The sequence below is a fragment of the Lentibacter sp. genome, assembly GCF_965658795.1.
Taxonomy (GTDB): domain Bacteria; phylum Pseudomonadota; class Alphaproteobacteria; order Rhodobacterales; family Rhodobacteraceae; genus Lentibacter.
Map to the genome: position 1 here is coordinate 188,966 of NZ_CBFHTG010000004.1, position 25,712 is coordinate 214,677.

Annotated in this window: 22 protein-coding genes; 4 read left to right on the top strand and 18 right to left on the bottom strand. The window is 59.0% G+C overall.

The genetic code is table 11. The annotated features are described in order from the left end of the window. Window positions 1-440 precede the first annotated feature (440 nt). Window positions 441-1,109: a hypothetical protein gene (locus ACTG3X_RS04725; protein ID WP_439110083.1), complete on the top strand. Its 669-nt coding sequence runs from the start codon at window positions 441-443 to the stop codon at window positions 1,107-1,109. Window positions 1,110-1,316: 207 nt separating this feature from the next. On the opposite strand, the gene ACTG3X_RS04730 is transcribed toward ACTG3X_RS04725, so the two are convergent. The 8 genes from ACTG3X_RS04730 to hpaR form a co-directional block, all read right to left on the bottom strand. Continuing rightward, entirely contained in the window at window positions 1,317-2,153 is an 837-nt protein-coding gene (locus ACTG3X_RS04730) for an alkaline phosphatase family protein (protein WP_439110084.1), read from the bottom strand. A gap of 138 nt (window positions 2,154-2,291) precedes the next feature. Further along, a complete protein-coding gene (locus ACTG3X_RS04735) occupies window positions 2,292-3,929 on the bottom strand; it encodes an ABC transporter ATP-binding protein (RefSeq protein ID WP_439110085.1) in 1,638 nt (545 codons plus the stop codon). Further along, window positions 3,926-4,741, bottom strand: a complete 816-nt coding sequence (locus ACTG3X_RS04740; protein ID WP_439110086.1) for an ABC transporter permease — start codon at window positions 4,739-4,741, stop codon at window positions 3,926-3,928. Before ACTG3X_RS04740 ends, ACTG3X_RS04735 begins: the two co-directional genes overlap by 4 nt. Then, complete coding sequence (locus ACTG3X_RS04745) at window positions 4,741-5,697, bottom strand: ABC transporter permease (RefSeq protein ID WP_439110087.1); 957 nt, start codon at window positions 5,695-5,697, stop codon at window positions 4,741-4,743. Before ACTG3X_RS04745 ends, ACTG3X_RS04740 begins: the two co-directional genes overlap by 1 nt. Window positions 5,698-5,710: 13 nt before the next feature. After that, window positions 5,711-7,294 carry an ABC transporter substrate-binding protein gene (locus tag ACTG3X_RS04750; RefSeq protein WP_439110088.1) on the bottom strand — a complete coding sequence of 528 codons (1,584 nt, stop codon included), beginning with the start codon at window positions 7,292-7,294 and terminating at the stop codon, window positions 5,711-5,713. 119 nt (window positions 7,295-7,413) lie between these two features. Then, on the bottom strand, window positions 7,414-9,393 hold the full coding sequence (locus ACTG3X_RS04755; protein ID WP_439110089.1) for a CocE/NonD family hydrolase: 1,980 nt from the start codon (window positions 9,391-9,393) through the stop codon (window positions 7,414-7,416). A gap of 45 nt (window positions 9,394-9,438) precedes the next feature. Then, window positions 9,439-10,089, bottom strand: a complete 651-nt coding sequence (locus ACTG3X_RS04760; protein WP_439110090.1) for an acyl-homoserine-lactone synthase — start codon at window positions 10,087-10,089, stop codon at window positions 9,439-9,441. Between the two features lie 207 nt (window positions 10,090-10,296). Beyond that, on the bottom strand, window positions 10,297-10,767 hold the full coding sequence (hpaR, locus tag ACTG3X_RS04765) for a homoprotocatechuate degradation operon regulator HpaR (protein WP_439110091.1): 471 nt from the start codon (window positions 10,765-10,767) through the stop codon (window positions 10,297-10,299). A 207-nt stretch (window positions 10,768-10,974) separates the two neighbouring features. Between hpaR and parE the strand changes: the two genes are divergently transcribed. Continuing rightward, window positions 10,975-12,936, top strand: coding sequence for a DNA topoisomerase IV subunit B (gene parE / locus ACTG3X_RS04770; protein ID WP_439110092.1), 1,962 nt, complete (start codon window positions 10,975-10,977; stop codon window positions 12,934-12,936). 84 nt (window positions 12,937-13,020) lie between these two features. Here the strand turns inward: parE and ACTG3X_RS04775 are convergent, their stop codons facing one another. After that, on the bottom strand, window positions 13,021-13,542 hold the full coding sequence (locus ACTG3X_RS04775) for an REP-associated tyrosine transposase (RefSeq protein WP_439110119.1): 522 nt from the start codon (window positions 13,540-13,542) through the stop codon (window positions 13,021-13,023). A 246-nt stretch (window positions 13,543-13,788) separates the two neighbouring features. Here ACTG3X_RS04775 and ACTG3X_RS04780 point away from each other — a divergent pair, with 246 nt between their 5' ends. Beyond that, on the top strand, window positions 13,789-14,463 hold the full coding sequence (locus ACTG3X_RS04780) for a hypothetical protein (RefSeq protein ID WP_439110093.1): 675 nt from the start codon (window positions 13,789-13,791) through the stop codon (window positions 14,461-14,463). On the opposite strand, the gene murD is transcribed toward ACTG3X_RS04780, so the two are convergent. From murD to ACTG3X_RS04825, 9 genes are all read right to left on the bottom strand, one after another. Beyond that, window positions 14,460-15,857, bottom strand: coding sequence for a UDP-N-acetylmuramoyl-L-alanine--D-glutamate ligase (gene murD / locus ACTG3X_RS04785; protein WP_439110094.1), 1,398 nt, complete (start codon window positions 15,855-15,857; stop codon window positions 14,460-14,462). The two genes, ACTG3X_RS04780 and murD, sit on opposite strands and share 4 nt — an antisense overlap. A 24-nt stretch (window positions 15,858-15,881) precedes the next feature. Continuing rightward, entirely contained in the window at window positions 15,882-16,964 is a 1,083-nt protein-coding gene (mraY, locus tag ACTG3X_RS04790; RefSeq protein ID WP_439110095.1) for a phospho-N-acetylmuramoyl-pentapeptide-transferase, read from the bottom strand. Beyond that, window positions 16,965-18,389 (bottom strand): UDP-N-acetylmuramoyl-tripeptide--D-alanyl-D-alanine ligase, encoded by a 1,425-nt coding sequence (locus tag ACTG3X_RS04795; protein ID WP_439110096.1) that lies wholly within the window; start codon window positions 18,387-18,389, stop codon window positions 16,965-16,967. Continuing rightward, window positions 18,389-19,864: a UDP-N-acetylmuramoyl-L-alanyl-D-glutamate--2,6-diaminopimelate ligase gene (locus ACTG3X_RS04800; protein WP_439110097.1), complete on the bottom strand. Its 1,476-nt coding sequence runs from the start codon at window positions 19,862-19,864 to the stop codon at window positions 18,389-18,391. Before ACTG3X_RS04800 ends, ACTG3X_RS04795 begins: the two co-directional genes overlap by 1 nt. Before the next feature lie 16 nt (window positions 19,865-19,880). Then, window positions 19,881-21,662 carry a peptidoglycan D,D-transpeptidase FtsI family protein gene (locus ACTG3X_RS04805; RefSeq protein WP_439110098.1) on the bottom strand — a complete coding sequence of 594 codons (1,782 nt, stop codon included), beginning with the start codon at window positions 21,660-21,662 and terminating at the stop codon, window positions 19,881-19,883. Further along, entirely contained in the window at window positions 21,659-22,030 is a 372-nt protein-coding gene (ftsL, locus tag ACTG3X_RS04810) for a cell division protein FtsL (protein WP_439110099.1), read from the bottom strand. The genes ACTG3X_RS04805 and ftsL overlap by 4 nt, the downstream gene beginning before the upstream one ends. Beyond that, a complete protein-coding gene (gene rsmH / locus ACTG3X_RS04815; protein WP_439110100.1) occupies window positions 22,027-23,013 on the bottom strand; it encodes a 16S rRNA (cytosine(1402)-N(4))-methyltransferase RsmH in 987 nt (328 codons plus the stop codon). The genes ftsL and rsmH overlap by 4 nt, the downstream gene beginning before the upstream one ends. 6 nt (window positions 23,014-23,019) lie before the next feature. Further along, a complete protein-coding gene (mraZ, locus tag ACTG3X_RS04820; protein WP_439110101.1) occupies window positions 23,020-23,544 on the bottom strand; it encodes a division/cell wall cluster transcriptional repressor MraZ in 525 nt (174 codons plus the stop codon). 613 nt (window positions 23,545-24,157) lie between these two features. After that, window positions 24,158-25,216 carry a P-loop NTPase gene (locus ACTG3X_RS04825; RefSeq protein ID WP_439110102.1) on the bottom strand — a complete coding sequence of 353 codons (1,059 nt, stop codon included), beginning with the start codon at window positions 25,214-25,216 and terminating at the stop codon, window positions 24,158-24,160. 189 nt (window positions 25,217-25,405) lie between these two features. Between ACTG3X_RS04825 and ACTG3X_RS04830 the strand changes: the two genes are divergently transcribed. After that, entirely contained in the window at window positions 25,406-25,633 is a 228-nt protein-coding gene (locus ACTG3X_RS04830) for a DUF1127 domain-containing protein (protein WP_439110103.1), read from the top strand. Window positions 25,634-25,712 lie beyond the last annotated feature (79 nt).

A 25,712-nucleotide genomic window follows, 5' to 3' on the forward strand; every position in this document is an offset into this window, starting at 1 on the left:
ATAATCTTTAGATACAAAATGTCCCTTTGGATAGGGGGTATTTAAGGGGAACCCCCAAAATACTGCGTCATAGCTGATATTTAGCGCTACTTTCGTTGCAGCCTTGCAACAAAGCTCTCAGAAATTCTGCCCCAATGAGAGCACAAAACACCCCACCCAAGAGAAATGCGGCGCATTATTTCAAGGGTATCCGTATTTCATGATTGATTTTGAGGCCAAAGCCGCAGCGCAGAATTTCGCGCTCGTGTTGAAAACGGCAGAGTGGGAAGGACCGCTCCCAGCCCGGAGCGGACCTACCGGCCGCCGCCGCGAATTTGCGATAGCTGACCTTCGCCACGCAGCTCGCCAACTGGTAAAATGCGGGACGAGGCTGTCTAGTTTATTACTTTCGAGTAAAAAATCTAAAATGGTGCAATGTGTTTCGATGAGGGAGATAAACCTTGGAAAAGGACAACTCAAACAGCAACTGTGGGCTTCAATTCCTTCTCGATGTGCTGGCAAACGATGATCCCAATTGGCTTAGTACAAACGAGTTCGACGACTTGCTTGCCAACTTGCAGGCCCTCGAAGCCTTGATCTGGGCAACCTCCAAGAGGCCCGTCCTTTGGAAGTGGGTTATCATAGCATCTCACACCGCTCTACAAAGTCTCGCCGTATGCAAGCTAACGCGCACGGATGGGTTCGGCGCGAAACGGCACGATATAGAAAAGGAGATTGGTGCATACTACGCGGCCGGAAAAAATACGCTTAACGATTACGAGGAGTTCGAGTCACTGGCTAGTAGACAGGAGATGGCAAATTTTCCGACTTTGATGCGACGGCTTGGCTATGATGTGCCCAAGCCCGCTGATGCTTCCCAAGAACGGGATTCCACTAATCTGGCGCTCTACCTGCTGCATGACTTCCGAACGACTTACAGTCACTATCCCCCGATCCAATTGACTTTGGACGCTTCGCAGGTCTGCGCCATCGTTCGGATCTCGGTCGATGTATTAAACTCTGAACTCAATAGGGGCGATTGGAAGCGCCAACCTTTGATCACACTGGATGAAGTTACGCCCTTGCTAGACAGTATTAAGCGCCGGTTCGAGGATTTTGATAAAATTTGATCTTGTAGAGCAACTACTTGCACGTTTGCGGGTTAGCCTAACAGCCCAGCGTTCGCCGCACGCTACACGAATGGTTGCTGTAGGGAACCCAGCCAAACTTTGCAAAGCCCGCTTCCTGCGCATAGCGGCCATTCACCGTTTCAACGACAAATTACGATTTCGATCCGACACATCCAGAGACGGCTTCAACCACAGATTACGGATACCCTATTTCAAAAAGACATGACCCTTCATGCTGGCAGGGATCGGCGCCCCCAAACGGCTCAGGATCGTGGGAGCAATCTGGAGCTGATCAATCTCGCTGCCCGCTGTCGGGCCCACACCGGACCCGAAATAATACATCGCCGAAAGCTGCTGCAAGTCGTCCTTGCCACCATGGTGGCCGCGCGCGTCCTGCCCGTGATCCGCCGTCACGATGATCTCGTAGCCCATATCGCGCCACCGTCGAATAAAGGGCGCAAGCATCTCATCCATCATCGCGCAGGCGTGGTCCATTTCCTGACAGTCATGGAAAAACCGGTGCCCCATACTGTCCAGCGTGCAGGTGTGCAGCATCCCGTAATCCAGCCCGAAGCGCCCACAGAGGTTGGTGAGCGTGCCGAACAGATCCACATCCGAAGGCGTCATCTGGTTGATAAGCCCATAGCCCGTCATCGTGTGAAAGCGGCCATGGTTGATGGTCGCGCTCTCAGGCTCGTCATACTCGATGTCGCGCACATGATCAAAAGGGTGACGGTTGAAAAATTCGCTCCAGAAGCTGTGCGCCACGGCCCCCGTAACGCCCCCGCCCCTGCGCACGGCGGCAAATACATCTTCTTCCTTGAGGCGAAAGACATTGCCGTTGCCCGTACAGCCATGCACCTGCGGGCTGACACCCGTGTGAAGCGAGGCATAACAACTCGCCGAAATCGACGGCAGCACAGCGCGCACCGTCCAGCTCTGCGCCTCGCCACTGGCCACCCAGCCCTCCAGGTTGCCAAACAGACGGCGAAAGTTGCGCAAAGGCACCCCGTCCAGAACAATCAACAGAAGCTTGCGTTTCATCTCACACCCCAAAAATTCACCAAAACATCGCTCTCCCCTGTCAATTTCTTTTTGCCAGAAATATCCTGGGGAGAGCGCGAGAGGGGCAAAGCCCCTCTCGCATCGGTCGGATGACGCGCAGCGTCATTCGACCCCTGTTCAGTTGCCCGCACTTTCCATCTTACGGTGCGCAATCACATCTTCCAGCCAGCCCAGTTTCATCTCGGGCACAGAGCTGAGCAAGAGGTCGGTGTAGTCGTCAAAAGGCGGGCTCAAGACCTCGGTCTTCGTGCCATAGCGCACCACCTCCCCGCGATACATCACAGCAATACTGTCCGCGATCGCGCGCACCGTGGCCAGATCATGGGTGATAAAGAGATAGGCCACATCCTCGACTTTTTGCAAATCCAGCAAAAGCTTCAAAATCCCGTCGGCAACCAGCGGGTCCAAAGCACTTGTGACCTCGTCACAGATGATCATCTTGGGTTTCGCCGCCAGCGCACGCGCAATGCAGACGCGCTGCTTCTGCCCGCCACTCAGCTCGGCGGGGTAGCGGTCCTGAAAGCCCGTTCCAAGCTCGATCTCGTCCAGAAGCTCCTGAATGCGGCGCTGCTTTTCCGCGCCCCTGAGCCCGAAGTAAAACTCCAGAGGCCGCCCGATGATGGTGCCCACGGTCTGGCGCGGATTCATCGCCGTATCTGCCATCTGGTAAATCATCTGCAGCTCGCGCAGGTCATCCCGCGGGCGTTTTTTCATCACGGGGTCAAGGTCACGCCCCGCAAAATGCACGCGCCCCTCCCGTTGGGGCAAAAGCCCCGTGATCACCCGCGCCAGCGTTGACTTGCCCGAACCGCTTTCGCCCACCACCGCCAGCGTCTGGCCGGGGTGGACCTCGATGTTGATATCTTTGAGCACATCAAACTTCGTGCCCTTGTAGCGCGCGGTGATGTTTTCACAGCGCAGCACAGGCTCGGATGTGGGCTGCTTTTCCGCGTGGTCAATCGAGCGCACCGAAACAAGCGCTTGGGTGTAGGCTTCTTTGGGGCGGTTGATGATCTCGTCCACCGAGCCATATTCCACCATCTCGCCCATCTTCAGCACCATGATGTCATCAGACACCTGCGCCACAACAGCCAGATCATGGGTGATATACAGGGCGGCCACACCCGTGTCGCGGATCGCCTCCTTGATGGCCATAAGCACATCAATCTGCGTGGTCACATCCAGCGCCGTGGTCGGCTCGTCAAACACAACAAGATCAGGCTCGGGGCAGAGCGCCAGCGCGGTCATACAGCGTTGCAACTGCCCGCCCGAAACCTGATGCGGGTAACGGTTGCCGATGGTTTCGGGGTCAGGCAGGCCCAGCTTGCGAAACAGCTCAACAGCCCGCGCCTCGGCCTCGGGCTTGCCAAATTTGCCATGGCGGATCGCGGCTTCTGTCACCTGCTCCAAGATTTTCTTGGCCGGGTTAAAGCTCGCCGCCGCCGACTGGCTCACATAGGTCACCTCTCCCCCGCGCAAAGCGCGCAGGTCTTTCAAAGAGCTGGCCAGAATGTTGCGCCCGTTGATCCAGACGTCGCCACCGGTGATCTTCACCCCACCGCGCCCATAGGCCATGCCCGCAAGGCCGATGGTTGATTTGCCCGCGCCAGATTCTCCGATCAGGCCAAGCACTTTGCCCTTCTCAAGGTCAAAAGACACACCATGCACAATCTCGATGTCATGGGGCTTTGCATCTGGCGGGTAAACGGTCGCGCCGATCTTCAGGTCGCGCACACGCATAAATGTCTCGCTCATCCGCGGCCCCCTTTCAGGCTGGTGGTTCGGTTCAAAATCCAGTCCGCCACAAGGTTCACGCTGATCGCCAGCGTGGCAATCGCCACCGCAGGGTAAAGCCCCGCACCGATGCCATAGACGATGCCGTCTTTGTTTTCTTTCACAATCCCGCCCCAGTCCGCGAGCGGCGGCTGCACGCCAAGCCCCAAAAAGCTCAGGGTCGAGATAAACAGCACCATGAAGATAAACCGCAAGCCCAGCTCGGCCACCAAGGGGCTGAGCGCATTGGGCAGGATCTCGCGGAAGATAACCCAGAGCCGCCCTTCCCCGCGCAGCGAGGCGGCCTCGACATATTCCATCACGTTGATGTCCACAGCCACAGAGCGCGCAAGGCGAAACACGCGTGTCGCGTCCAGAAGGCCCATCACCAGAATAAGCACAGGCACCGTCACAGGGACCATCGCCAGAATAACCAGCGCCATGATCAGCGAGGGGATCGCCATGAGCAAATCAACGAGGCGGCTCAAAAGCTGGTCCGCCCAGCCGCCCAGCACGGCGGCAAGAAAGCCAAGGCTTGACCCCGTCACAAAGCTCAGGATCGTGCCCATCGTGGCGATGAAAATCGTCGTCTGCCCGCCATAGATCATCCGCGTCAGCAGATCGCGGCCAATGTTGTCTGTGCCCAAGAGGTGCTCGGCACTCGCAGGCTCCCAGACATCGCCCACAACCTCGGCCATGCCAAAAGGCGCAATCCACTGCGCAAAGATGGCCACAAAAAAGTAAAGCCCCGTGATAAACAGTCCGATCAGCGCCGAAAGAGGAATATTTTTCATCATTTCGGGTGCCTCAGTCTTGGGTTCGCAAGGATCGAGATAATATCCGCCAGCATATTCAGGCCGATATAGATCGCCGCAAAGATAACGCCGCAGGCCAGCACAACAGGCACATCGCGCTTGGTCACCGCATCCACAAGAAACTGCCCCATGCCGGGGTAAACAAACACAACTTCCACAACCACAACCCCGACAACAAGATAGGCAAGGTTCAGCATCACCACATTCACAATGGGCGAGACCGCATTGGGAAAGGCGTGTTTGGCAATAACATTGAAGGTGCTCAAGCCCTTCAACTCGGCAGTTTCAATATAAGCCGATTGCATCACATTGAGGATGGCCGCGCGCGTCATGCGCATCATATGCGCCAAGACAACAAGCGTCAGCACCATCACAGGCAGCACGATTGACTGGAGCTTTTCAAACAGCGTCATGCTGTCGTTGATCATGGCAAGCGCCGAGCCAAATCCGAGCTTCACAGCAAGGAAGTAAACCAGCACATACCCGATCAGGAATTCAGGGATAGAAATCGTGGTGAGTGTCACACCCGAAATCAGCTTGTCAGGCCAGCGGTTGCGGTAGCGCACAGCAAGAAGGCCGAGGAAAATAGCCAGTGGCACCGAGACAAGCGCCGCCCAAAAGGCCAGAAACAGCGTATTGCCCAGCCGTTTGCCCACGCTTTCGGCAATGTCCAGACGGTTGACAATCGATGTGCCCAAGTCGCCAGTGATGATCCCGCCGAACCACTCAAAATACCGTGTCGTTGCGGGGCGGTTCAGCCCCATTTCTTCGCGCAGGTTCGCAAGGCTTTCCGCTGTTGCCGCCTGCCCCAAAACAGCTTGCGCCGCATCTCCGGGCAAAGCTTCTGTCAAACCAAAAATCAGAACAGAGGCCGCAACCAGGAGGAGGATGCCCAGCGAAAACCGCTGGGCAACAAGTTTAATAATCGGGTGCATCAATCAGACCTGCTTACGCAAACCACATGTCGCGGGTGATAAGCCCGTTCATCAGCTCTTGGTTGCCGTTCGACCCCCACCCCATCAGATCGGTGCTATGCGCTTCGACAAAGTCGTTGAACATCGGGCAGATCAGGCCGCCCTCGTCGCGCACCATGTAGCCCATCTTGGAGTAGATGTCCTTGCGCTTGGCGTTGTCGAGCTCTGCACGCGCCGCCAGCAACATGGCGTCAAACTCAGGGTTTTTAAAGCGTGTGTCGTTCCAGTCCGCGGTTGAGAGGTAAGCGGTTGAGTACATCTGGTCTTGCACAGGGCGACCGCCCCAGTAGCTCGCGCAGAAAGGCTGCACATTCCAGACCTCTGACCAGTAGCCATCATTCGGCTCGCGCTTGATCTCAAGCGGAATACCCGCCTGCGCCGCACTCTGCTGGAAGAGCGAGGCCGCATCCACCGCCCCCGGGAAGGCACCATCAGCCACACGCAAGACAATCGGGCTGCCATCATGGCCAGACTTTTTGTAGTGCTCAGCCGCTTTGGCAAGGTCAAAGCTGCGCTGCGGGATGCTTGCATCAAACAAAGGATACGAGCTGTTGATCGGCATGTCATTGCCAACAGAGCCATAGCCGCGCAGGATTTTATCAACCATATCTTCACGGTTGATCGCGTGTTTCAGGGCAAGGCGCAGCTCGTTCTCGTCAAACGGCGCCGTGTCAGCATGCATGATGAAGACATAGTGGCCACGGCCCGCAGTCGAGGTCACATTCACGTTCGGCGCACGGTCCAGAAGGCCCGCAACCTTGGGCTCAACGCGGTTGATCATATGCACCTGACCCGACTGCAGCGCCGCTGTCCGCGCGGTCGCATCGTTGATCACGATGATCTCGACTGAGTCAAAATGCGCATCATCCGCCCAGTAGTTTTCAAACTTGGTATACGCATGGCGCACACCCGGCTCGTTGACTTCCAGTTTGTACGGCCCCGTGCCGATGCCCGCATCTGGCGCGTCCATACCGCCGTTTGGCTGGATGATCAGGTGATAGTCGGCCATCAGATAAGGCAAGTCGGCGTTCGGGTCTTTCAGCGTGACAGAGAACATATCCCCGTCCACCTTCATGCTCTCGATCCCCTTCATGATGCCAAGCGCACCTGATTTGGAGTCCTCGTTGGAGTGGCGCTCCATTGTCTTCATGACATCTTCGGCCGTCATGGTCTTGCCATTGTGGAACTCGACATCCTTGCGCATCTTGAACATCCACGTCTTGGCGTCTGCCGAGCTTTCAACGCTCTCCGCCAGGATGTTCTTGATCGAGCCATCGCCCGTCACATCAACAAGCGTGTCACCAAACTGCTTGCCGTTGTGAAACGGCACCTGGCTTGCGTAGGTTGCCGGATCAAGGCTGTTTGTGCTTTCGCCGCCAACCGAGCCAAGCTTGAAATCGCCGCCTTTTTTGGGCGTATCCGCACGCGCCACAGTGGCAAACATCGTGCCCGCAGCCGCCGCCGAAACGCCAAGCGCGCTGGTCTTGCCCAGAAAGTCGCGGCGCGAAAGTTTGCCAAGGCTTGCTTGCTTTTTCAGATAGTCGAGTTGGTCAGTCATTATCGTCTCCCAGTTGTTTTTGCCCCGCTTACACGCAGGTTTTATTGATTATTGAGTCAAGGAAAGCCGATTGCGTTTGATACAGCAAGGGTTTTCTCATGACAGTTCCGTAAAGCCGCTCACATCATGTCGCGCTTCACTTGGTCTTGCACATCACGCGCATAGACCAAAACATCGTTCTCATAGGCCTCCAAGCGCCCTGTCACATAAAAGTAAGTGGCGTCACTCGTCATCTCGGCAAAGGTCTCGGTGCGCAGCGCCAGCCCCGCGCGTTCGGTCTCTTCTGTCCAATGGGTGCGCCCAAGCGCGCTCAAAGGATCATCCGGATGAATCACCCAGGTCTCGCGGCTCACGCCCCCGCTCACCAGCCCGTGGGCCACGTCGCGCCGCTTGCCAAAATCATCGGTGATGGTGAGCGTGATCAGCCCCGTCTCGTGGTCTGTCACCTCGTGTTTCTCATTGCGCGGGGCGCGCAGCTCTTCAGTCTGCCAGCCCGCAGCGCCCTCAGGCTCTTCAAAGTGCCACTCATCCGTCGCAGCCAAACCCCGCTCGGGCAGATGCAGCACCCCCCCCGTCACAGTCACCGCCCCCGCCTCTGGCGCGGGCCAGATCAGCGGCCAATAGGCCGTAGAGACCGCCACCGCAACTTTGTGCCCCGCAGGCACACGGTAGGCCATGTGATCCAGCACAAGCTCAATCTCCACCGCCTCGCCCACGGGCATAGGCTCGGGGCTGGCCGAACTCTTGCGATGGGTGAGGTTCAACACAGCAAAGCTCATCCGCGTGCTGGCCCCGTCAGGGTGCACATGGTTGAGCCGCACACAAATCTGCCCCTGCGGCGTGTCAGAGCGCAGCGTCAGCTGCAGCTTTGGCCGCCCGACAAGATCAACAGGTGCCGCCAGCGGTGCACCCGTCCAGACCGCCGAATAGGCATCATCTGCGCGCTGATCTGCGCTCAACTCGGGGCCACGGCCAATGGCGTAATATTCCCCGCCTGCCAGCCCACAGCTTTGCGGCGACGCAATCGGCACCTCAAAGGCCCCCGCCCCGCCAAGCGCGCCATCGGCCCCCAAGGGCAGCGCGCGCAAAGCGCCCCCCGTGGCCTCATCGGCAATCCAGACACCCGCGCGCGGCGCATTAAAGCGGCTGGGGCGATACCCCTCCATCACATAGCCGCGAAAGGCAGGGTCGCTCTCAACCCCTGTTTCAAGCCCTTTCAGCCACGTGTCCCACCAGCGCTTGGCCTCTTGCAAAAAGCCGATCCGCGGCTCGGGCACAGCGATATGCGGATACAGATGCACCCACGGCCCCGTAATTCCCTTGGCGCCATCAATGTTTTCCACAAGCGCTGGCACGGCGTTTTTATAGCCATCTGCCCAGCCGCCTATGGCGAGCACCTTGGCTTTGATCTTGCTATACTCCTCGCAAACAGAGCCATGCTGCCAAAAGGCATCGCGGCGCTGGTGCTTGAGCCAGTTCGCAATCAGGAACGGCTCCCGCGCAAGGCGCTCCATCCAGATCTCGCGCCAATCTGCGCGCAAGGCAGGATCAGGCGGGCGGGAGGAGTAAGCCCACATGGTCGAAGACCACGCGAGGTTCTCATTGAGCAAACACCCGCCCTTATAGTGGATGTCATCGGCAAAGCGGTCCACAGTCGAGCAAATGCTGATCACAGCCTTCAAAGGGGCTGGCTGCAACGCCGCCGTCTGCAAGCAGTTGAACCCGCCCCAGCTGATCCCTTGCATACCGACATTGCCGGTGCACCAGTCTTGCGCAGCCAGCCAGTTGATCACCTCGCAGGCGTCAGCCAGCTCTTGGGCGGTGTATTCATCGTCCATATGCCCGTAGCTGTCGCCATTGCCGCGCATATCCACACGCACCATGGCATAGCCCCGCGCCGCCATCCAAGGGTGGGAAATCTCGTCGCGCCCGCAAGTGCCGTCGCGCTTGCGATAGGGCAGATGCTCCAGCACCGCTGGCACAGGGTGCTCCCCCGCATCAACAGGCATCCAGACCCGCGCCGAAAGGCGCACCCCGTCCGACATGACGATCCCGACATCAGGCAGATCGACAATCTCTCTCAGACCTTGCTCGCTCATGGGCCTATGTTTGGACGCACTTGCCCTAGTGTCAACCCGACTCTGCTACCCCGCGAGCCGCATCGGTTCATCCGCAAGAGCTGGCGCAGCCACATGGGCCTCGCTGTCACCCGTCTCCAAGGCCTCGGCCCACCTCATGCTGATCGCGCAATAGGGCTTGCCCTCATAATAAACAGGCTCTCCGATCACCGCAGCATCAAAGCCGATCGCCCTCACGATGGCGTCAAAGTTCTTGCGCGTAAAGGAAATCAGCTCATCTGCGCCCACCTCTTCGAGATATTCCGCAATGGTGAGAAACAGCGCGACCAGCGCGGCCCTGCCAGAGGCCTCAACACGGCTCGCCTCCCAGATACTGGCCGCCTGCGGCGGCACCCGCGCCCCCAGAATATCATCGGGGATACCTGGCAACATACCCCGCGTCGCATCCCGGATCATATAGCTGTACTCCACAGCGCCATACGAGACCTTTGCGGTTGTCGGCATCAGCCGCGCATAGGCCTCAACCCGCCCCGCCCGCTCAACCAGAACATAGACGGTCTCGGCGCGGTCATACTGGTCTTGCTCGATATGCTCGGTGCGCGGAATATCCCAGCCCAGCTTTTCATGAAACAGGATGCGCCGCTTTTGCAAATGCTCATGCACAAGCGCGCCATACACACCTCGGTTGCGGTCGGTCACAACAATACGGTTCCACATAGACAATCCCCCAAAACAAAAACATTCAGTCACTCTTCAAAACACTTTTGGCAGCTTTTCAGAAAAGCGTGTTTGTCAGCCTCTTCAGCAAATACAACCTAAGGTTGAATATCAAGGCAAAAAGGTTTCCAAACCAGAAACAATCTGTTTCCAGCCCAAAAAACAGGCATCCGCCTGAGGGCACGCGAGACAGGGAGAGAGAGATGGTTAGTCGAGCTGGGTTTCCGAAAGCTCGTTGAGCAAATCCAACAGCTCATCAAGCTTTTCCTGACCGACCCGCTCCCGCAGGCGCTCGGCAATCACCATGCTCTCGGGCTGGGCACTCACAAGCATCTGGCGCCCCGCCTCGGTGATGCTCACCTGCACGCGGCGGCGATCCTCGGGGTGGCCCTTGCGGCTGATCAGCTCTTTCTTTTCAAGAAGTTGCATGATCCGCGTGAGCGAAGGATTGAGCAAACAGGCCGCCTCGGCGATCTCTTTTGGATCCATCGTGCCACACTCGTCAAGCACACGCATCACGCGCCACTGCTGCTCGGTCACGCCGATCTTGGCCAACATGCGGCGATACGGCCCCATTACGGCCTCGCGTCCGCGCAACATCGCGATGGGCAAAGAGCGCTGTGTGCTCGGCAAAAGGCTGGCTGTGGTGCCCGCTGTCTTGAGGGTTTTGTCACTCATGCGCCCCTTTATGCGCAACTGGCCCAAAGTGACAAGGGGTTTAGATGTCGCGCACAAAAGCCGCGAATTACGCCGCGCAACATAAGGCCACAGGTTTTTTAGCCCGAAGAAGCTCAAATCGAGACAGCGGAATGGGTCTTGCCCACTTCCCTGCCCTGCTCTCCTCTGTCATAAAGAGCCAAACCAATAACAAGACGAGCAGCGGTAATGTCAGACGATCTTCTCAAAGGTGCGGGTGCAAACCCCGACAGCTACGATGCTTCCTCCATTCAGGTGCTGGAAGATATGGAGCACGTGCGCCTGCGCCCGGGGATGTATATCGGCGGCAAGGACGACCGCGCGCTGCACCATATGGTGGCCGAGATTGTCGACAACTCCATGGACGAAGCCGTCGCAGGCCACGCCACATGGATCGAGATCGAGCTGCACGAAAACGGCCATGTCTCCGTGCGCGACAACGGCCGTGGCATCCCGACAGGGCCGCACCCCTCTGATCCGAACAAATCCGCGCTCGAGATCATCTTCTGCACGCTCAACGCGGGCGGCAAATTCTCGGGCGACAGCTACGAAACCTCGGGCGGTTTGCACGGTGTCGGCTCCTCTGTGGTCAACGCCTTGTCTGATCATCTGCGCGTCGAAGTGGCGCGCAACAAAGAGCTCTTCGCCATGGAATTCTCCCGTGGCGTGCCCCAGGGCAAGCTCGCCAAAGTCGGTGCGGCGCCCAACCGCCGCGGCACATCTGTCACCTTCCACCCCGACGCCGAGATCTTCGGCTCGCTCAAGCTCAAGCCCGCGCGGCTCTTTGCCATGGCGCGCTCCAAGGCCTACCTCTTCTCTGGCGTCGAAATCCGCTGGAAAACCGCACAAGTTGATGGCGAAACGCCCCAAGAGGCCACGTTCCACTTCCCCGGCGGCCTGTCAGACTACCTCAAAGAGGTGATGAACGGCGCGACCACCTACACAGAGCAGCCCTTTGCCGGCACCGTGAGCTTTGAGAAGTTCGACCGCCCCGGCAAGGTCGAATGGGCGATCAACTGGACACCCGCGCGCGACGGCTTCATCCAGAGCTACTGTAACACCGTGCCCACCCCCGAGGGCGGCACCCACGAAGCGGGCTTCTGGGCCGCGATCCTCAAAGGCATCAAGGCCTACGGCGAGCTTGTCGGCAACAAAAAGGCCGCAACGATCACCCGCGAAGACCTCACCACAGGCGCAGGCGCGCTCGTGAGCTGCTTCATCCGCGAGCCCGAGTTTGTCGGCCAGACCAAAGACCGCCTCGCAACCGTCGAAGCGCAGCGCATGGTCGAAAACTCCGTGCGCGACCACTTTGACAACTGGTTGGCGGCCGACACCAAATCCGCTGGCGCGATCCTTGATTTCCTCGTGCTGCGCGCCGAAGAGCGCCTGCGCCGCCGTCAGGAAAAAGAGACCTCGCGCAAAACCGCCACCCAAAAGCTGCGCCTGCCCGGCAAGCTCACCGACTGCTCCTCCAAAACCCGCGATGGCACCGAGCTGTTCATCGTAGAGGGGGACTCGGCGGGTGGCTCCGCCAAAATGGCCCGCAACCGCAAAAATCAGGCGCTGCTGCCCCTGCGCGGCAAAATCCTCAACGTGCTTGGCTCGGCCTCCTCAAAGATCGGCACCAACCAGGAGATCGCCGACCTCACCCAAGCGCTCGGCGTGGGGCTTGGCACCAAGTTCAACGTCGATGATTTGCGCTATGACAAGATCATCATCATGACAGATGCGGACGTCGACGGTGCCCACATCGCCGCGCTTCTGATGACCTTCTTCTTCACCCAGATGCGCCCGATGATCGACCATGGCCACCTCTACCTCGCCTGCCCGCCGCTCTACCGCCTCACCCAAGGCGCGCGCCGGCTCTATGTGGCCGATGATGCCGAGAAAGACCGCATGATGGACAAGGGCCTTGGCGGCAAAGGCAAGATCGACGTGCAGCGCTTCAAGGGCTTGGGCGAAATGGACGCGAAGGATTTGAAAGAAACCACGATGGACCCGACCTCACGCAAACTGATCCGCGTGACCATCGACGAAGACGAACCGGGCCAAACAGGCGACCTCGTGGAGCGGTTGATGGGCAAGAAACCAGAGCTGCGCTTCCAGTATATCCAGGAAAACGCGCGGTTTGTTGAGGAGCTGGATGTTTAAACCAGCTTAACAGACACCCGTAGGGTGGGTGCCAACCCACCATTCAAACGCGATACGGGAACAAGAGGTGGGTTAACACCCACCCTACTCCCCGTATACGCCAGCCAAAGGTGCGAGCCAGTCACTCGGAACCCGTCCCAATCGCACATCCTTATGGATGGAAGAATACGGCCAATCGACAGCGCGCGTCACATGGCCGTGTTTCACAGGATTGGCCCAGCAATACTGCACATGCGCGTTGTAATCCGCTTCATCACGAATGAGGTGTTCCCAAAACCGCCGCTGCCAGAGACCGCGTTCTCCTTTCAACTGCTTGCTCATACTGCAATGCCCCCGCGCGCCCGTCCGCTTACTGAAGCCTGTCTTTATGTCCTTCCAGCGCGTCGAGAAATCACTGTCACCGTCGGGTAAGGTCCAAACCGCGTGCAGATGATCGGGCAAAACGACCATCGCATCAATCTGAAACGGGCGGTGCCTGAGCACCTCCCGAACGGATGCGCGCAAATCCGCAATATGACGGGTCAGCAAATCAGACTTACGATCCGCGAGGTTCACGGTAAAAAAGTAAACGCCACCTTTGCACATAAAACGTCGATAATTGGCCATGCGCCAATCTTGCGTATCCATGGTTAAAGCCATCTTAACGTAGGGTGGGTGCCAACCCACCTTCCCCCCAACCACCGCACGCCCCGTTAATCCCCTCCCCCCACCGTCAAACCCAGTTTTGCCGGTGCACGGGTGGTGCACGCGTGGTGCACGGGTTTCACCCCCCTCAAATTTCGTGCCAAAGGCCGCGTTAACCCTCTCGCGCGCTTGGCGGGTTCCCGCTAGTCTGGGGCTATGCGTATCTGTGTGAGTGCTCTGTTTGTCTGCCTTCTTCTCAGCCTGTCGGGCTGCGGGCGGCCTCTCTCACACACTGAAAAATCCTTTATACATCAGATATATGGCGAGAGTTTTGCCACCAGCCGCGCGCGGCTGCACAACGGGGCGCTGGTCGGCTCTGTCACCTTCCAGCGCAAGCCGCGCCCCCGCCTCACCTGCCGCGAGCGTCTCTTCCCGCCTGCACAGGACGAAATCGTCACAACAAGCCCCGCTGCCGTGGCTCTGTTTAACCATGTTTTCTTCGCTAAACCGTTTTATTCAAACGATTATTTAGAGGGCTACCCCAACAGCATGAGCCTCTATGCCGCCATGCTCTTTGCCCATGAGGCCACCCATATCTGGCAGTGGCAGAACCGCGCCAAGACAGGCTATCACCCGCTCAAAGCCGCCGCCGAGCACAGCACGGTAGATGACCCATACCTTTTTGATATCAATACAGAAAACAGCTTTCTGGATTATCCATACGAGCAGCAGGCCAGCCTTGTGGAAGAATACGTCTGTTGCACCACGCTCGACCCCGAAGCGCCCCGCACGCAGCGGCTGGAAGAGATGCTCAGCGCGGCCTTCCCGCTGGGAAAGCTGCATAGTCCTCAAGAGGTTAGCCTGCCATGGGACGGAGCCAGGACGCAGCGCATCTGCCGTTAAAGCCGCGTTAAGACCTCTGATGTAAAATGCTCCCCACGCTTCTCGAAGCTGTCATACTGGTCAAAGCTCGCCGCCGCAGGGGCGAGCAGCACAACATCGCCCGCCTCGGCCTCGCGCATCGCTGATTCGACAGCTTTTTCCATGGTGGTGCACACTTCGGCCTCCACGCCCTCAAGCTGCATCGCAAAATGCGCAGCTTCGCGGCCGATGACATAGGCCTTTTTCACGCTGCCAAGCGCGTCTTGCAGTCCGCCAAGGCCGCCTTCCTTTTCCAGTCCACCACAGATCCAGCGGATGTTTTGAAACGCGCGCAGCGCCTTCTCGGCGGCGTCCACATTGGTCGCCTTGCTGTCGTTGACATACGAGATCCCGCCCGCCTCAGCGATCCGCTGTGAGCGGTGCGGTAAGCCCTTAAAGCTATGAAATCCCTGCTCAATATCGCGCGGCGCAATCCCGAGCGCGCGGCAGACAGCATAGGCTGCACAGGCGTTCTGGTGGTTGTGTGCCCCCGGCAAGCCCTTGACCTGCCGCAGGTCAATCGAAGCCACCTGCCGCCCCTTGCGCCACTCGGCCAGAAAGCCTTTGCGCGCAAAAACATTCCAGCCATGCCCCGTCAGCTTACGCTCCACAGACACCCGGATCACACGGTCATCGCCCTGCCCCGTCGAGAGCTGGTTGTCCAAAAACAACCCCTCGTTTTCGTCCACGCCGATCACCGCACGGTCAGGGCCACCTTCCACAAGCAGCCGCCGCTTGGCCGCAAAATAGCCGCCCATTCCGTTGTGGCGGTCAAGATGGTCAGGCGAAAGGTTGCTAAAAACGGCAATGTCAGGCGTCAGCGCACGCGCCAGCTCGGTCTGATACGAGCTCAGTTCCAGCACGATCACATCGCCCGAATGGGGCGTATCCAGATCCAGCACACCGCGGCCGATATTGCCCGCAAGCTGCGCTGTTTTACCAGCACTTTCAATAAGATGCGCAATCAGCGCCGAAGTCGTCGACTTGCCGTTCGACCCTGTCACAGCCACCACACGCGGCGGCACATCAAGGTCGTGCCACGCGCCCGATCCGAAAGAGGCAAAGAAGAGGCCGATGTCATTGTCCACAGGCACGCCCGCCAGCAGCGCCGCCTTCACCACGCGGTTCGGCTCGGGGTAGAGATGGGGAATGCCGGGGCTCACAATCAGGGTGGCAAGGCGGCTCATCACAGCATCTTTGGCCAGATCAAAGCACTCAAAGCCCTCGGCCTCCGCCCGCGCCCGCGCGTCGGGGTTGTCATCCCAGCACAGCACCTCGGCCCCGCCTTCGCGCAGGCTGCGCGCCGCCGATATCCCACTGCGCCCAAGGCCCAGAACACCTACGCTCTGGCCCGCATATCCCGTCACTGGAATCATCCGCTTCCCCTTTGGTGCGCGTTGTTAACGAAGCTTGAGCGTCGCAAGGCCGATCATCGCCAGGATCAAGGAAATGATCCAGAACCGAATAACGATCTGCGGCTCTGCCCAGCCCTTTTTTTCATAGTGGTGGTGGATCGGCGCCATGAGAAACACGCGCTTGCCCGTGCGCTTGAAATACAGCACCTGAATGATGACCGAAAGCGCCTCAACCACAAAGAGACCGCCCACAATGGCCAGCACGATCTCGTGCTTGGTGCTCACCGCAATCGCGCCCAAAGCGCCGCCAAGGGCCAGTGAGCCGGTGTCGCCCATAAACACAGCCGCGGGCGGCGCATTGTACCAAAGAAAGCCCAAGCCCCCGCCAAACAGCCCTGCCGTAAAGATCAGGATCTCGCCGGTTCCGGGCACATAATGCACATCCAGATAGTCGGTGAAGTCGACACGCCCCACCGCATAGGCAATCACCCCCAAGGTGCCAGCCGCAATCATGACAGGCATGATGGCAAGACCGTCAAGGCCGTCTGTCAGGTTCACCGCATTGGCCGAGCCAACAATCACGATCATGGCAAAAGGCACAAAGAGATAGCCAAGGTTGATCAGCGTGTCTTTGAACACAGGCACAGCCAGCTGATATTGCAGCGCTTCAGGGTGATAGAGCGCTGCCCAGTAGCCCGCAATGGCGCTGATCAGCAGGCCCAGAAGCATCCGCACACGGCCCGAGACCCCCGCCGTCGTCTGCTTTTTGACTTTGGCATAATCATCCGCAAAGCCGATGGCCGCAAAGCTCATGGTCACAAACAAAACGATCCAGATAAACGGGTTATCCAGCCGCGCCCAAAGCAAGGTCGAGGTGAGCAAAGCGCCAACAATCAGCAAGCCCCCCATGGTCGGGGTGCCCGCCTTCGCCAGATGCCCCTCAGGGCCATCATCACGGATCGGCTGGCCCTTGCCCTGACGGCGGCGCAACACGTTGATCAAAGGAAGGCCGAAGAAAAAACCGAACAGCAGAGCTGTCAGAAAAGCGCCACCCGCGCGGAAGGTGATATACCTGAACAGGTTGAAAAAATCGCCCCCATCAGACAGCGCCGTAAGCCAATAAAGCATCTACTCGGTTCCTCGTCTCTCAGTTTTGGGGCGCATCGCCTCGCGGATCGCAGTCACAATTTTGCTCACCGCAATGCTCTTGGAGCCTTTGACAAGCACAATATCGCCCGCCCGCAAGTAGCCCCGCACCTTATGGGCCAATTCATCGGCCGTTTCAAACCATTCGCCCTGTTGGGCATCGGGCAGCGCCTCCCATGTGTGGCGCATCAAAGGGCCAACACAATGCACAACATCCAGCACAGCAACAGACGGCAGCGCCGCGACAGCCTCATGCTGGGCCGCCTCGGTGACGCCAAGCTCCAGCATATCCCCGATAATCGCGATTTTGCGGCACGGGCCTGTGCTGGCGCGTGGAATATCTGCCAGCACTTGCAATGAGGCCGTGAGCGACGCGGGGTTTGAGTTGAACGCATCGTCAATCAGTTCGATGTGGTCGTCTTCCACCTCGTCCAGCGGCAAGATTTCGCGTTTGCCCCGCCCGGCTGGCGGCTGCCATGCGGCAAGGTCGCTGGCGGCCACGGCACGGTCTACGCCCACGGCCTCACAGACAGCAATGGCGCCAAGCCCGTTCATCGCAAAGTGCTGGCCAGCGGCTCCCACCTTGAAGATGAGCGCTTCGCCCCCCACTTCGGCCTCGGCAATGGTCATGTTTTCTTTCAGGCGGGTCGAGATCAGGCGGTACTCGCTTGACGTGGCTCCGAAGGTCAGCTCCGTGGCGGCACAGACCGCCGCCTTGGCCGCCAGAATAGGTGCTGTGGCGAGGTCGGCATTCCAGATGGCCACACCGCCCTCTACAAGCCCCTCCATGATCGCGGCTTTCTCGTGGGCAATGCCTTCGACGTTCTCAAAAGCGGCCAAATGGGCCGCAGCGACAGTGGTGATCATCACCACATGCGGCGCAGCCAGTTTGGCCAGAGGCGCGATCTCACCGGGGTGGTTCATGCCGATCTCGATCACGGCAAACTCCGCCTCGCGCGGCATCCGCGCCAGTGTCAGCGGCACACCCCAATGGTTGTTGTAGCTCGCCTCTGCCGCATGGCAAAAGCCCTGCGCAGCCAATATCACGCGCAGCATTTCCTTGGTTGAGGTCTTGCCCGCGCTGCCTGTCACACCAATGATCTTGGCCGTGCTCCGCGCACGCGCAGCGCGCCCCAAATCCTCAAGCGCGGTGAGCACATCGTCCACCAGCAACAGCCTTCCTGAGCCTTCCAGCCCCGCAGGCACATGGCTCACAAGCGCGGCAGCCGCACCCTTCTCCAAGGCTTGGGCAACAAATTCATGCCCGTCCCGCGCCGCCTGTAGCGCGACAAACAAATCACCAGCAACCAATGTGCGCGTATCAATCGAAACCCCCGTCGCAGCCCAGTCGCTCGCGACCTGCCCCCCCGTGGCCTCGGCCGCTTCGGCGGCTGTCCAAAGCGGCATCATATCCGTCCCTCCAGCGCAGCCACCACCACACTGGCCTGCTCAACATCATCAAATGGCAAGATATCATCGCCCACAACCTGCCCTGTCTCATGGCCCTTACCTGCAATCAAAAGCGCATCACCCGGCTGAAGCAGATCCACCCCGCGCAAGATCGCCTCGGCGCGGTCGCCCACCTCATGGGCCTCAGGGCAGCCCGCCATAACAGCCGCTCTGATGCTGGCTGGCGCTTCCGAGCGCGGGTTGTCATCGGTCACAATGACGATATCGGCATTTTCCGCCGCCGCCTTGCCCATCAGCGGGCGCTTGGTACGGTCACGGTCGCCGCCTGCGCCGATAATCGCAATGATGCGCCCCGCCACATGCGGGCGCATCGCCTTGAGCGCAGTGGCAATCGCATCAGGCGTGTGGGAATAGTCCACAAAAACAGCCGCGCCATTCTCGCGGGTTGCCGCAAGCTGCATCCGCCCGCGCACGGTCTGCATATGGTCAAGCGTTTCAAACACCGCCTGAGGCGCTTCGCCCCCGGCGATGACAAGCCCCGCCGCCAAGAGCACATTCTCGGCCTGAAAGCCGCCAATCAGCTTCAGGTCAGCGCGGTAGCCCTTGGTGTTGTGTTTGAAAAACACCTCCTGCCCCGTGCTGTGAAAGCGCTGCGCCGTAAGCTGGATATCGGCCCCGTCCATGCGGCCCACAGTCAGGACCTCGATTTCGCGTTCGCGCGCAATCTTCGCCATATCCGGCCCGCGCGGGTCATCGATGTTGATCACGGCAATCCCGTCATCCGACAGAACCCGCCCAAAGAGCGCAGCCTTGGCGGCGAAATACTCTTCAAAGGTCTCGTGGTAATCGAGGTGATCCTGCGTAAAATTGCTAAAGCCCGCCGCCGCAAGGCGCACACCATCAAGGCGATACTGGGACAGCCCGTGTGAAGAGGCCTCCATAGCCGCATGGCCAATGCCCGCGTCAACAGCAGCTGCCAATGTGCGGTGCAAGGTGATCGGCTCTGGCGTGGTGTGGGCCAGTGGCGCGCTCCAGTCGCCCTCAACCCCCGTTGTGCCAAGGTTGATGGCGGGCAAGCCAAGCTCCTGCCAGATCATCCGCGCAAAGCTTGAGACACTGGTTTTGCCGTTCGTTCCCGTCACTGCAATCATGGTGTCAGGCTGCGCCCCAAACCAGAGCGCGGAGGTATAGGCCAAAACCTGACGCGGGTTTTCACTGATCACCAGCGCGGCTGGCGAGGCGTCAAGCTCTGCGCGCGCAAGGGCTGCGCCCTTTGGGTCGGTGAGAATGGCCCCCGCCCCCATGCGCAAGGCATATTGGATAAATTCAGCGCCATGCACCGACGTGCCCGGCAGAGCGGCAAAGAGAAAGCCCTCTTTCACATCGCGGCTGTCAACAGCCAGCCCAGTGATTTCAACATCTCCGCCGCCAACGGCGGTCAGCCCCAGCTCGCTCAGTTTTTTCTGCCCCACTGCGGCCTCTTATCTGTTAGTTCGATGTGAGCGTTATACCAGCCAAATTCCCCGGTTCAACGTCTGGTCGCAGCCCCAAGAGCGGCGCGATGCGATTTATATACTCTGCTGCCACCGGCACAGCTGTCCAGCCTGCACTGCGGCGGTCTTCCCCGTAGGAGTGGATTTCGGGTTCATCCAGGGTCACGATCAGCACATAACGGGGGTCATCGGCGGGGAAAACGCTGGCAAAAGTCGCAATGACCTTGTCTTCATAATACCCGCCGCGCGCGCGCGCCTTGTCGGCTGTGCCCGTTTTGCCACCCACTTTATAGCCCGCCACGTCGCCAAAGCTGGCGGTGCCTTCCGTGACAACCTTGCGCATCATCGCATTCATGCTGCGCGCCACCTCGGGTGACATCACCTGCGGGCCATAATTCGGCGCATCCTGCTTGATCAAGGTCGGCGAAATCTTGCGCCCGCCGTTGGCGATGGTGGCAAAAGCGGCCGCCAAATGCATCGGTGTGGTTGAAATACCGTGGCCATAAGAAATGGTCATGGTCGAAATCTCCGACCAGTTCTTGGGCAAAAGGGGCCGTCCGCCGCCCGCCTCCGGCATCTCGACAGAGGTTGGCTCCAGCATCCCGAGGCTGCCCAGAAACTCGCGCTGACGCTCCGCGCCAATCATCTGCGAGATCCGCGCGGTGCCAATATTGGAGCTTTTGGTCAGAACCGTCGTGACATCCAGCTCTTTGCCGTAGTCGTGAAAGTCGCGAATGCGGTGTTTGCCCCAGACAAGCGGGCCGCGCGTGTCAATCATTGTGCTTTCGTTCACAAGCCGCAAGTCAAGCGCCTGCGCGATGGTAAAGACCTTGAACGTAGACCCAAGCTCATAAACGCCCTGAAGCGCACGGTTGAAGAGCGGGCTATCGTCAGGGTCGCCCTCCACGGGCGGCATGGGCCGGTCGTTCGGGTCAAAATCGGGCAGGCTCACCACAGAAATCACTTCACCCGTGTGCACATCCATCAGAATGCTCGCCGCACCCTTGGCCCCCATCAGGCGCATCCCGCCAGCCATGACACGCTCTGCGGCGGTCTGAACAGTCAGATCAAGCGAGAGCTGCAAGGGGCGCGCGCCATTGCTCGGGTCGCGCAGATATTCGTCAAACTGCTTCTCAACACCCGCCGTGCCGATCACTTCGGCAGCATGAACGCCCTCGCGCCCAAAGCTCGTCCCGCCCATAACATGGGCCGCCAGAGTGCCGTTGGGGTAAAGGCGCGCCTCACGCGGGCCAAACAAAAGACCCGGTGAGCCAATGTCATGCACCTGTTGCAGCTGCTCGGGGCTGATCTTCTTTTTCACCCAGACAAACTTGCGCTTGCCCGTAAAATCTTTGGTCAGCCGCGCCAGATCAAGATCAGGGAAGATCTTCACAAGCTCCTTGGCCGCGCGCTCAGGCTCGATCATCTCTTGTGGCTGGGCATAGAGCGAATGGGTCTCGATATTGGTCGCCAGAACACGTCCGCGGCGGTCAACGATATCGGCGCGCTGCGCCAGAATGTCAGAGGCCGTGCTGGCCACCCTGATTTCGGTCGGCTCCGAGCCTGCCAAAAGCCCCATGCGCGCGCCGATGACAGCAAAAGCACAAAAGAACATAACACCCAGCACAACAAGACGCCCCTCACCCACCGAACGCAGCTCGCTCTGGATCGCCTCATGGCGCGCCTTGGTGTTGCGCCGTTCGATCACGTCAGGGTCAGAGCCCTTTTTGCGCGCGTCCAGAATGGCGGCCAAAGGCCTGAGAGGGATACGTGTCATTGGTCTGCCCCGGTCTGTTCAACCCCGTCGCTCGACACTTCTATCGAGCCGTCAAGATCAAGCTGAAAGCCTTCTTCTGCCGCCATCGGATAGGCGACCTCGTCAATTACGCCAAAATGCTCGGGCGTCAACGGCAACAGGCCGATCTTGCCAAAGTTCAGCTCGGCCAGTTCGTGCAGGCGGTCAGGGCGGTTTTGGTAGGCCCATTCGGCCCGCAAAATCGCCAGTCGCGCGCGCGCCTCACCAATGTCGCGCTGCAAGTCTTGCGAGTGGCTGTAAGCTTCCTGCGTCTGGTAGTTTTCATGATACGCCCAAAACGCACTGCCGATCACACACAGCGCCGTGAGCAAAACAACCAGTGTTCTCATGATCCACCCTCTTTCAACTGCGGTGCGCCCAAGGCCCGCGCATTGACTTCGCGCGCCTCAGCGTCGGTGCGCCGCGCAAGGCGCAAAAGCGCGCTGCGGCTGCGCGGGTTGCGCTCCAGCTCTTCGGCATCAGGGCCGATGGCCTTTTTATTGATCAACTTGAAGGTCGCAGGCTCGGGCGTTTGCTCGGGCGCATAGCGGCTTCCGCCGCCTGCCTCCCCCGCGCGCAACCGCATAAAGCGCTTCACAACCCGGTCTTCGAGCGAATGAAACGACACCACAACCAAAAGCCCGCCGGGCTTCAACGCGCGCTCGGCCGCCTCAAGCCCTGCCACCAGCTCGCCAAACTCGTCATTCACGGCAATGCGAATGGCCTGAAAGCTGCGTGTCGCAGGGTGGCTCTGGCCGGGCTTGGGCCGTGGCATCACGCTTTGAATGATCTCGGCAAGATGGCCTGTTGTCTCGATAGGAGCGACTTCGCGCGCCTTGACAATCGCCTTGGCGATACGGCGGCTGGCGCGATCTTCGCCAAAAAGATAAATGATATCAGCGATCTGCGCCTCGTCATACTCATTCACCAGATCTTTGGCCGAAGGCCCCGTCTGGCTCATGCGCATATCCAGCGGCCCGTTGCCCTGAAAGGAAAACCCGCGCTCTGCCTGATCAAGCTGCATGGAGCTCACACCCAAATCAAGCACAACGCCATCCACACCAGAGGCGACCTGATCGAGCTTGGAAAATGTCGTCTGGTGCAACTCGACCTTGTCGCCGTATGGCGCCGCCCAGGTCTTGGCAAGCTCATGGGCCAGCGGATCACGGTCAATCCCGATCAGCTTGTCAGCCCCCGCCTCCAGAAGCCCGCGCGCATAGCCGCCAGCCCCCAAAGTGCCATCAACCCACACCCCCTCAACAGGCGCGATATGGTCAAGAATAGCCGTGAGCAAAACCGGAATATGCCTGCGGTCTGGGTTGGCATGTTCCATAGTGGGTCAGTCTCCGCTCGTGGCCTTATCAAGGTAAATCAGGGGGTCGAAATCTTCGGGCAGCTCATCAAGCCATTCTTCGGTCTTGGCAAGCTCTTCGGCCTCGTAGGTTTCGGGCTTCCAGATCTGGAAGGTATCGCCAGCAGCGATAAAGAAGGCCTCGCCCTCAAGGCCGATCTTTTCGCGCAGCTTCTGGGGCAGCACAAGGCGGCCCGTGTCATCGACATTTGTGGGCAAAGACTGACCTTGGAACAAACGTTGCAAGATTTTGCGTTCGGTTGAGCCACGCGGCAAGGACGCGATCTTGTCGTCCACTTCGTTAATGGCTTCTACAGTATAACACTCAAGGTAATTGCGGCGGTGATCTCCATAGACAATCACAAGCTCGGGCGTATCGCCTTCGCGCCAGTTTGGATCAGAAGCTTCCAGAACACGCCGAAAAGAGGCCGGAATTGACACCCGCCCCTTAGCATCCACCTTATGGTGGCTTTCGCCGCGAAATCTACGAACCACTCTGGGCCGCCTCTCCATAATCCCCCGAAAATCCAGTCTTTGATAAGGAAACGGCGATTGATCTGCTGCCACTGATCAACCGCCGCCCTCGTCCCGCTTTGCGGGGGTGTCCAGCTGCGCGCGCCACCTGGGGGGATGTCTGCTCGCCCGCGCGCCGGATCTCTTGTTCTGATGAAGTGGGTGCCTGTATGAAACCTGACTTAGGGAGTTTTGCGGGGTCTTTTTTGATCGCCCCTTTGTGTCCCAACCTCATCTCGTGAACTAGGGATGCCATGGGAATTCATGGTAATCAACAAGTTTTTCAGCCCAACACCCACATTATCTAGTCCAGACGCCCCTGGAAAACTAGATGTAGTGGTCAACTAGGCCCAATTTTGCACAAATCTTAGCGGAACCCGAATCGAGAGCCACTAGATATGGTAGAAGCGCAGCTCACCGCAAACACGCCCATAAAATCCCACTTTTTTTCAAACTGAGACTCACCAAAGGCCAAATCCCTTCTATCCAAGGCTCAAACCGCCCGCAAAGACGGCCAAATCACCTCAAATCCGCAAGTGATTCGCACCCAAAAGAAAAGGACGCCCATGGTTTCCCATGGAGCGTCCCATCAATTCCCGTAAGAATTTTGCCTTCAGATCAGCTTTTGCGCCAGATCCGCATATATCTTTGCCGCCGCGCTCTCGCCCGTGGCCACAGGTTGCCCGGCATCACCGCCCAGACGTGTCTCAAGATCAATCGGGATCTGCGCCAGAAGCGGCGCACCGAGCCGCTTGGCCTCAAGCCCAACACCCCCGTGTCCGAAGAGATGCGCCTCATGCCCGCATTCAGGACATATATAGAGAGACATATTCTCCACCATCCCGATCACAGGCACCTTGAGCTTCTCAAACATGTCGATGGCCTTGCGCGCATCGATCAGCGCCACATCCTGCGGGGTGGACACAATAACAGCCCCGTCCAGCACCTTCTGCTGGCCCAGCGTCAGCTGCACATCCCCCGTCCCCGGCGGCAGGTCGATGACGAGCACATCAAGCTCGCCCCAATCAACCTCCCCCAACATCTGCTGCACCGCGCCCATAAGCATCGGGCCGCGCCAGACAACGGCCTGCTTCTCGTCCACCATCAGACCAAGCGACATCATCTTGAGCCCATGCGCCACAGGCGGCATGATCTTCCCGTCAGGCGACTGGCCAGGGCGCGCACTCACGCCCAGCATCCGCGGCTGGCTGGGCCCGTAGAAATCCGCATCCAAAAGGCCCACAGTCTGCCCTGCCCGCGCCAGCGCCACCGCAAGGTTCACACTGACCGTTGATTTCCCGACACCGCCCTTACCAGAGCCAACCGCAATAATGCGCTTCACGCCTTTGGGGCGAATGTCCGTGCGCTTGGGGTCAGGGTGCCCCCCGATGCTCAGCTTGGGCGGCGCTTTCGGCGCGCCCTGCGCCCCATGGGCTGTGAGCACCGCGGCGGCGCTCTCAACACCTGCAAGCTTTTCCACCATCTCCACAGCGGCGGCGCGGATCGGCTCCATCTTTTCGGCAGCCTCAGGGCTTGGCGCTTCAATCACAAAGCGCACCTTGCCCCCATCTATAGCAACAGCCCGCACCATATCGGCTGTCGCAAGCCCGCGCCCGTCAGGGAGCTGCAAACGATCAAGCTCTGCCAGTATCTGTTCTCGTGTCACCATCATAGCGCTCCTCATTCTCTTCAGCGCATAGGTGCGCTTCATTCGTCAAATTACAACCCGAAAGCAGATTGACGCGCACGTAAGGACCTATGCAATTGCTGCATAGCGGCATTGCCAAACTAGGTCTTTTCGCATCTGCAGCATAGCCCTATATCCCCCTCAACAGCGAAACAAACATCAACGAGTACAGCAATGAACCACGTCATCACAACAACATCAGGCGCTCTCAGCGACACCATCGCAGAGCTTATCGGCAAAGCCGTTTCATTCGTTTCAGACACAAACGAGAAACTGGTTCTGCGTCGCCAGTACCGCAAAACAATTTCTGAGCTCTCATCTTTGACAGGCCGCGAGCTTGCAGATCTGGGCCTCAACAAGTCATGCATCCACGCCGCCGCCTACGAGGCTGTTTACGGCTAAATGCAAAACCGGATTGTGCCGGTTCTCCTCCCTTTTCCGGCACAAGATTGCGCGGCAGGCCTCCTCCTCCCTTAAAGGC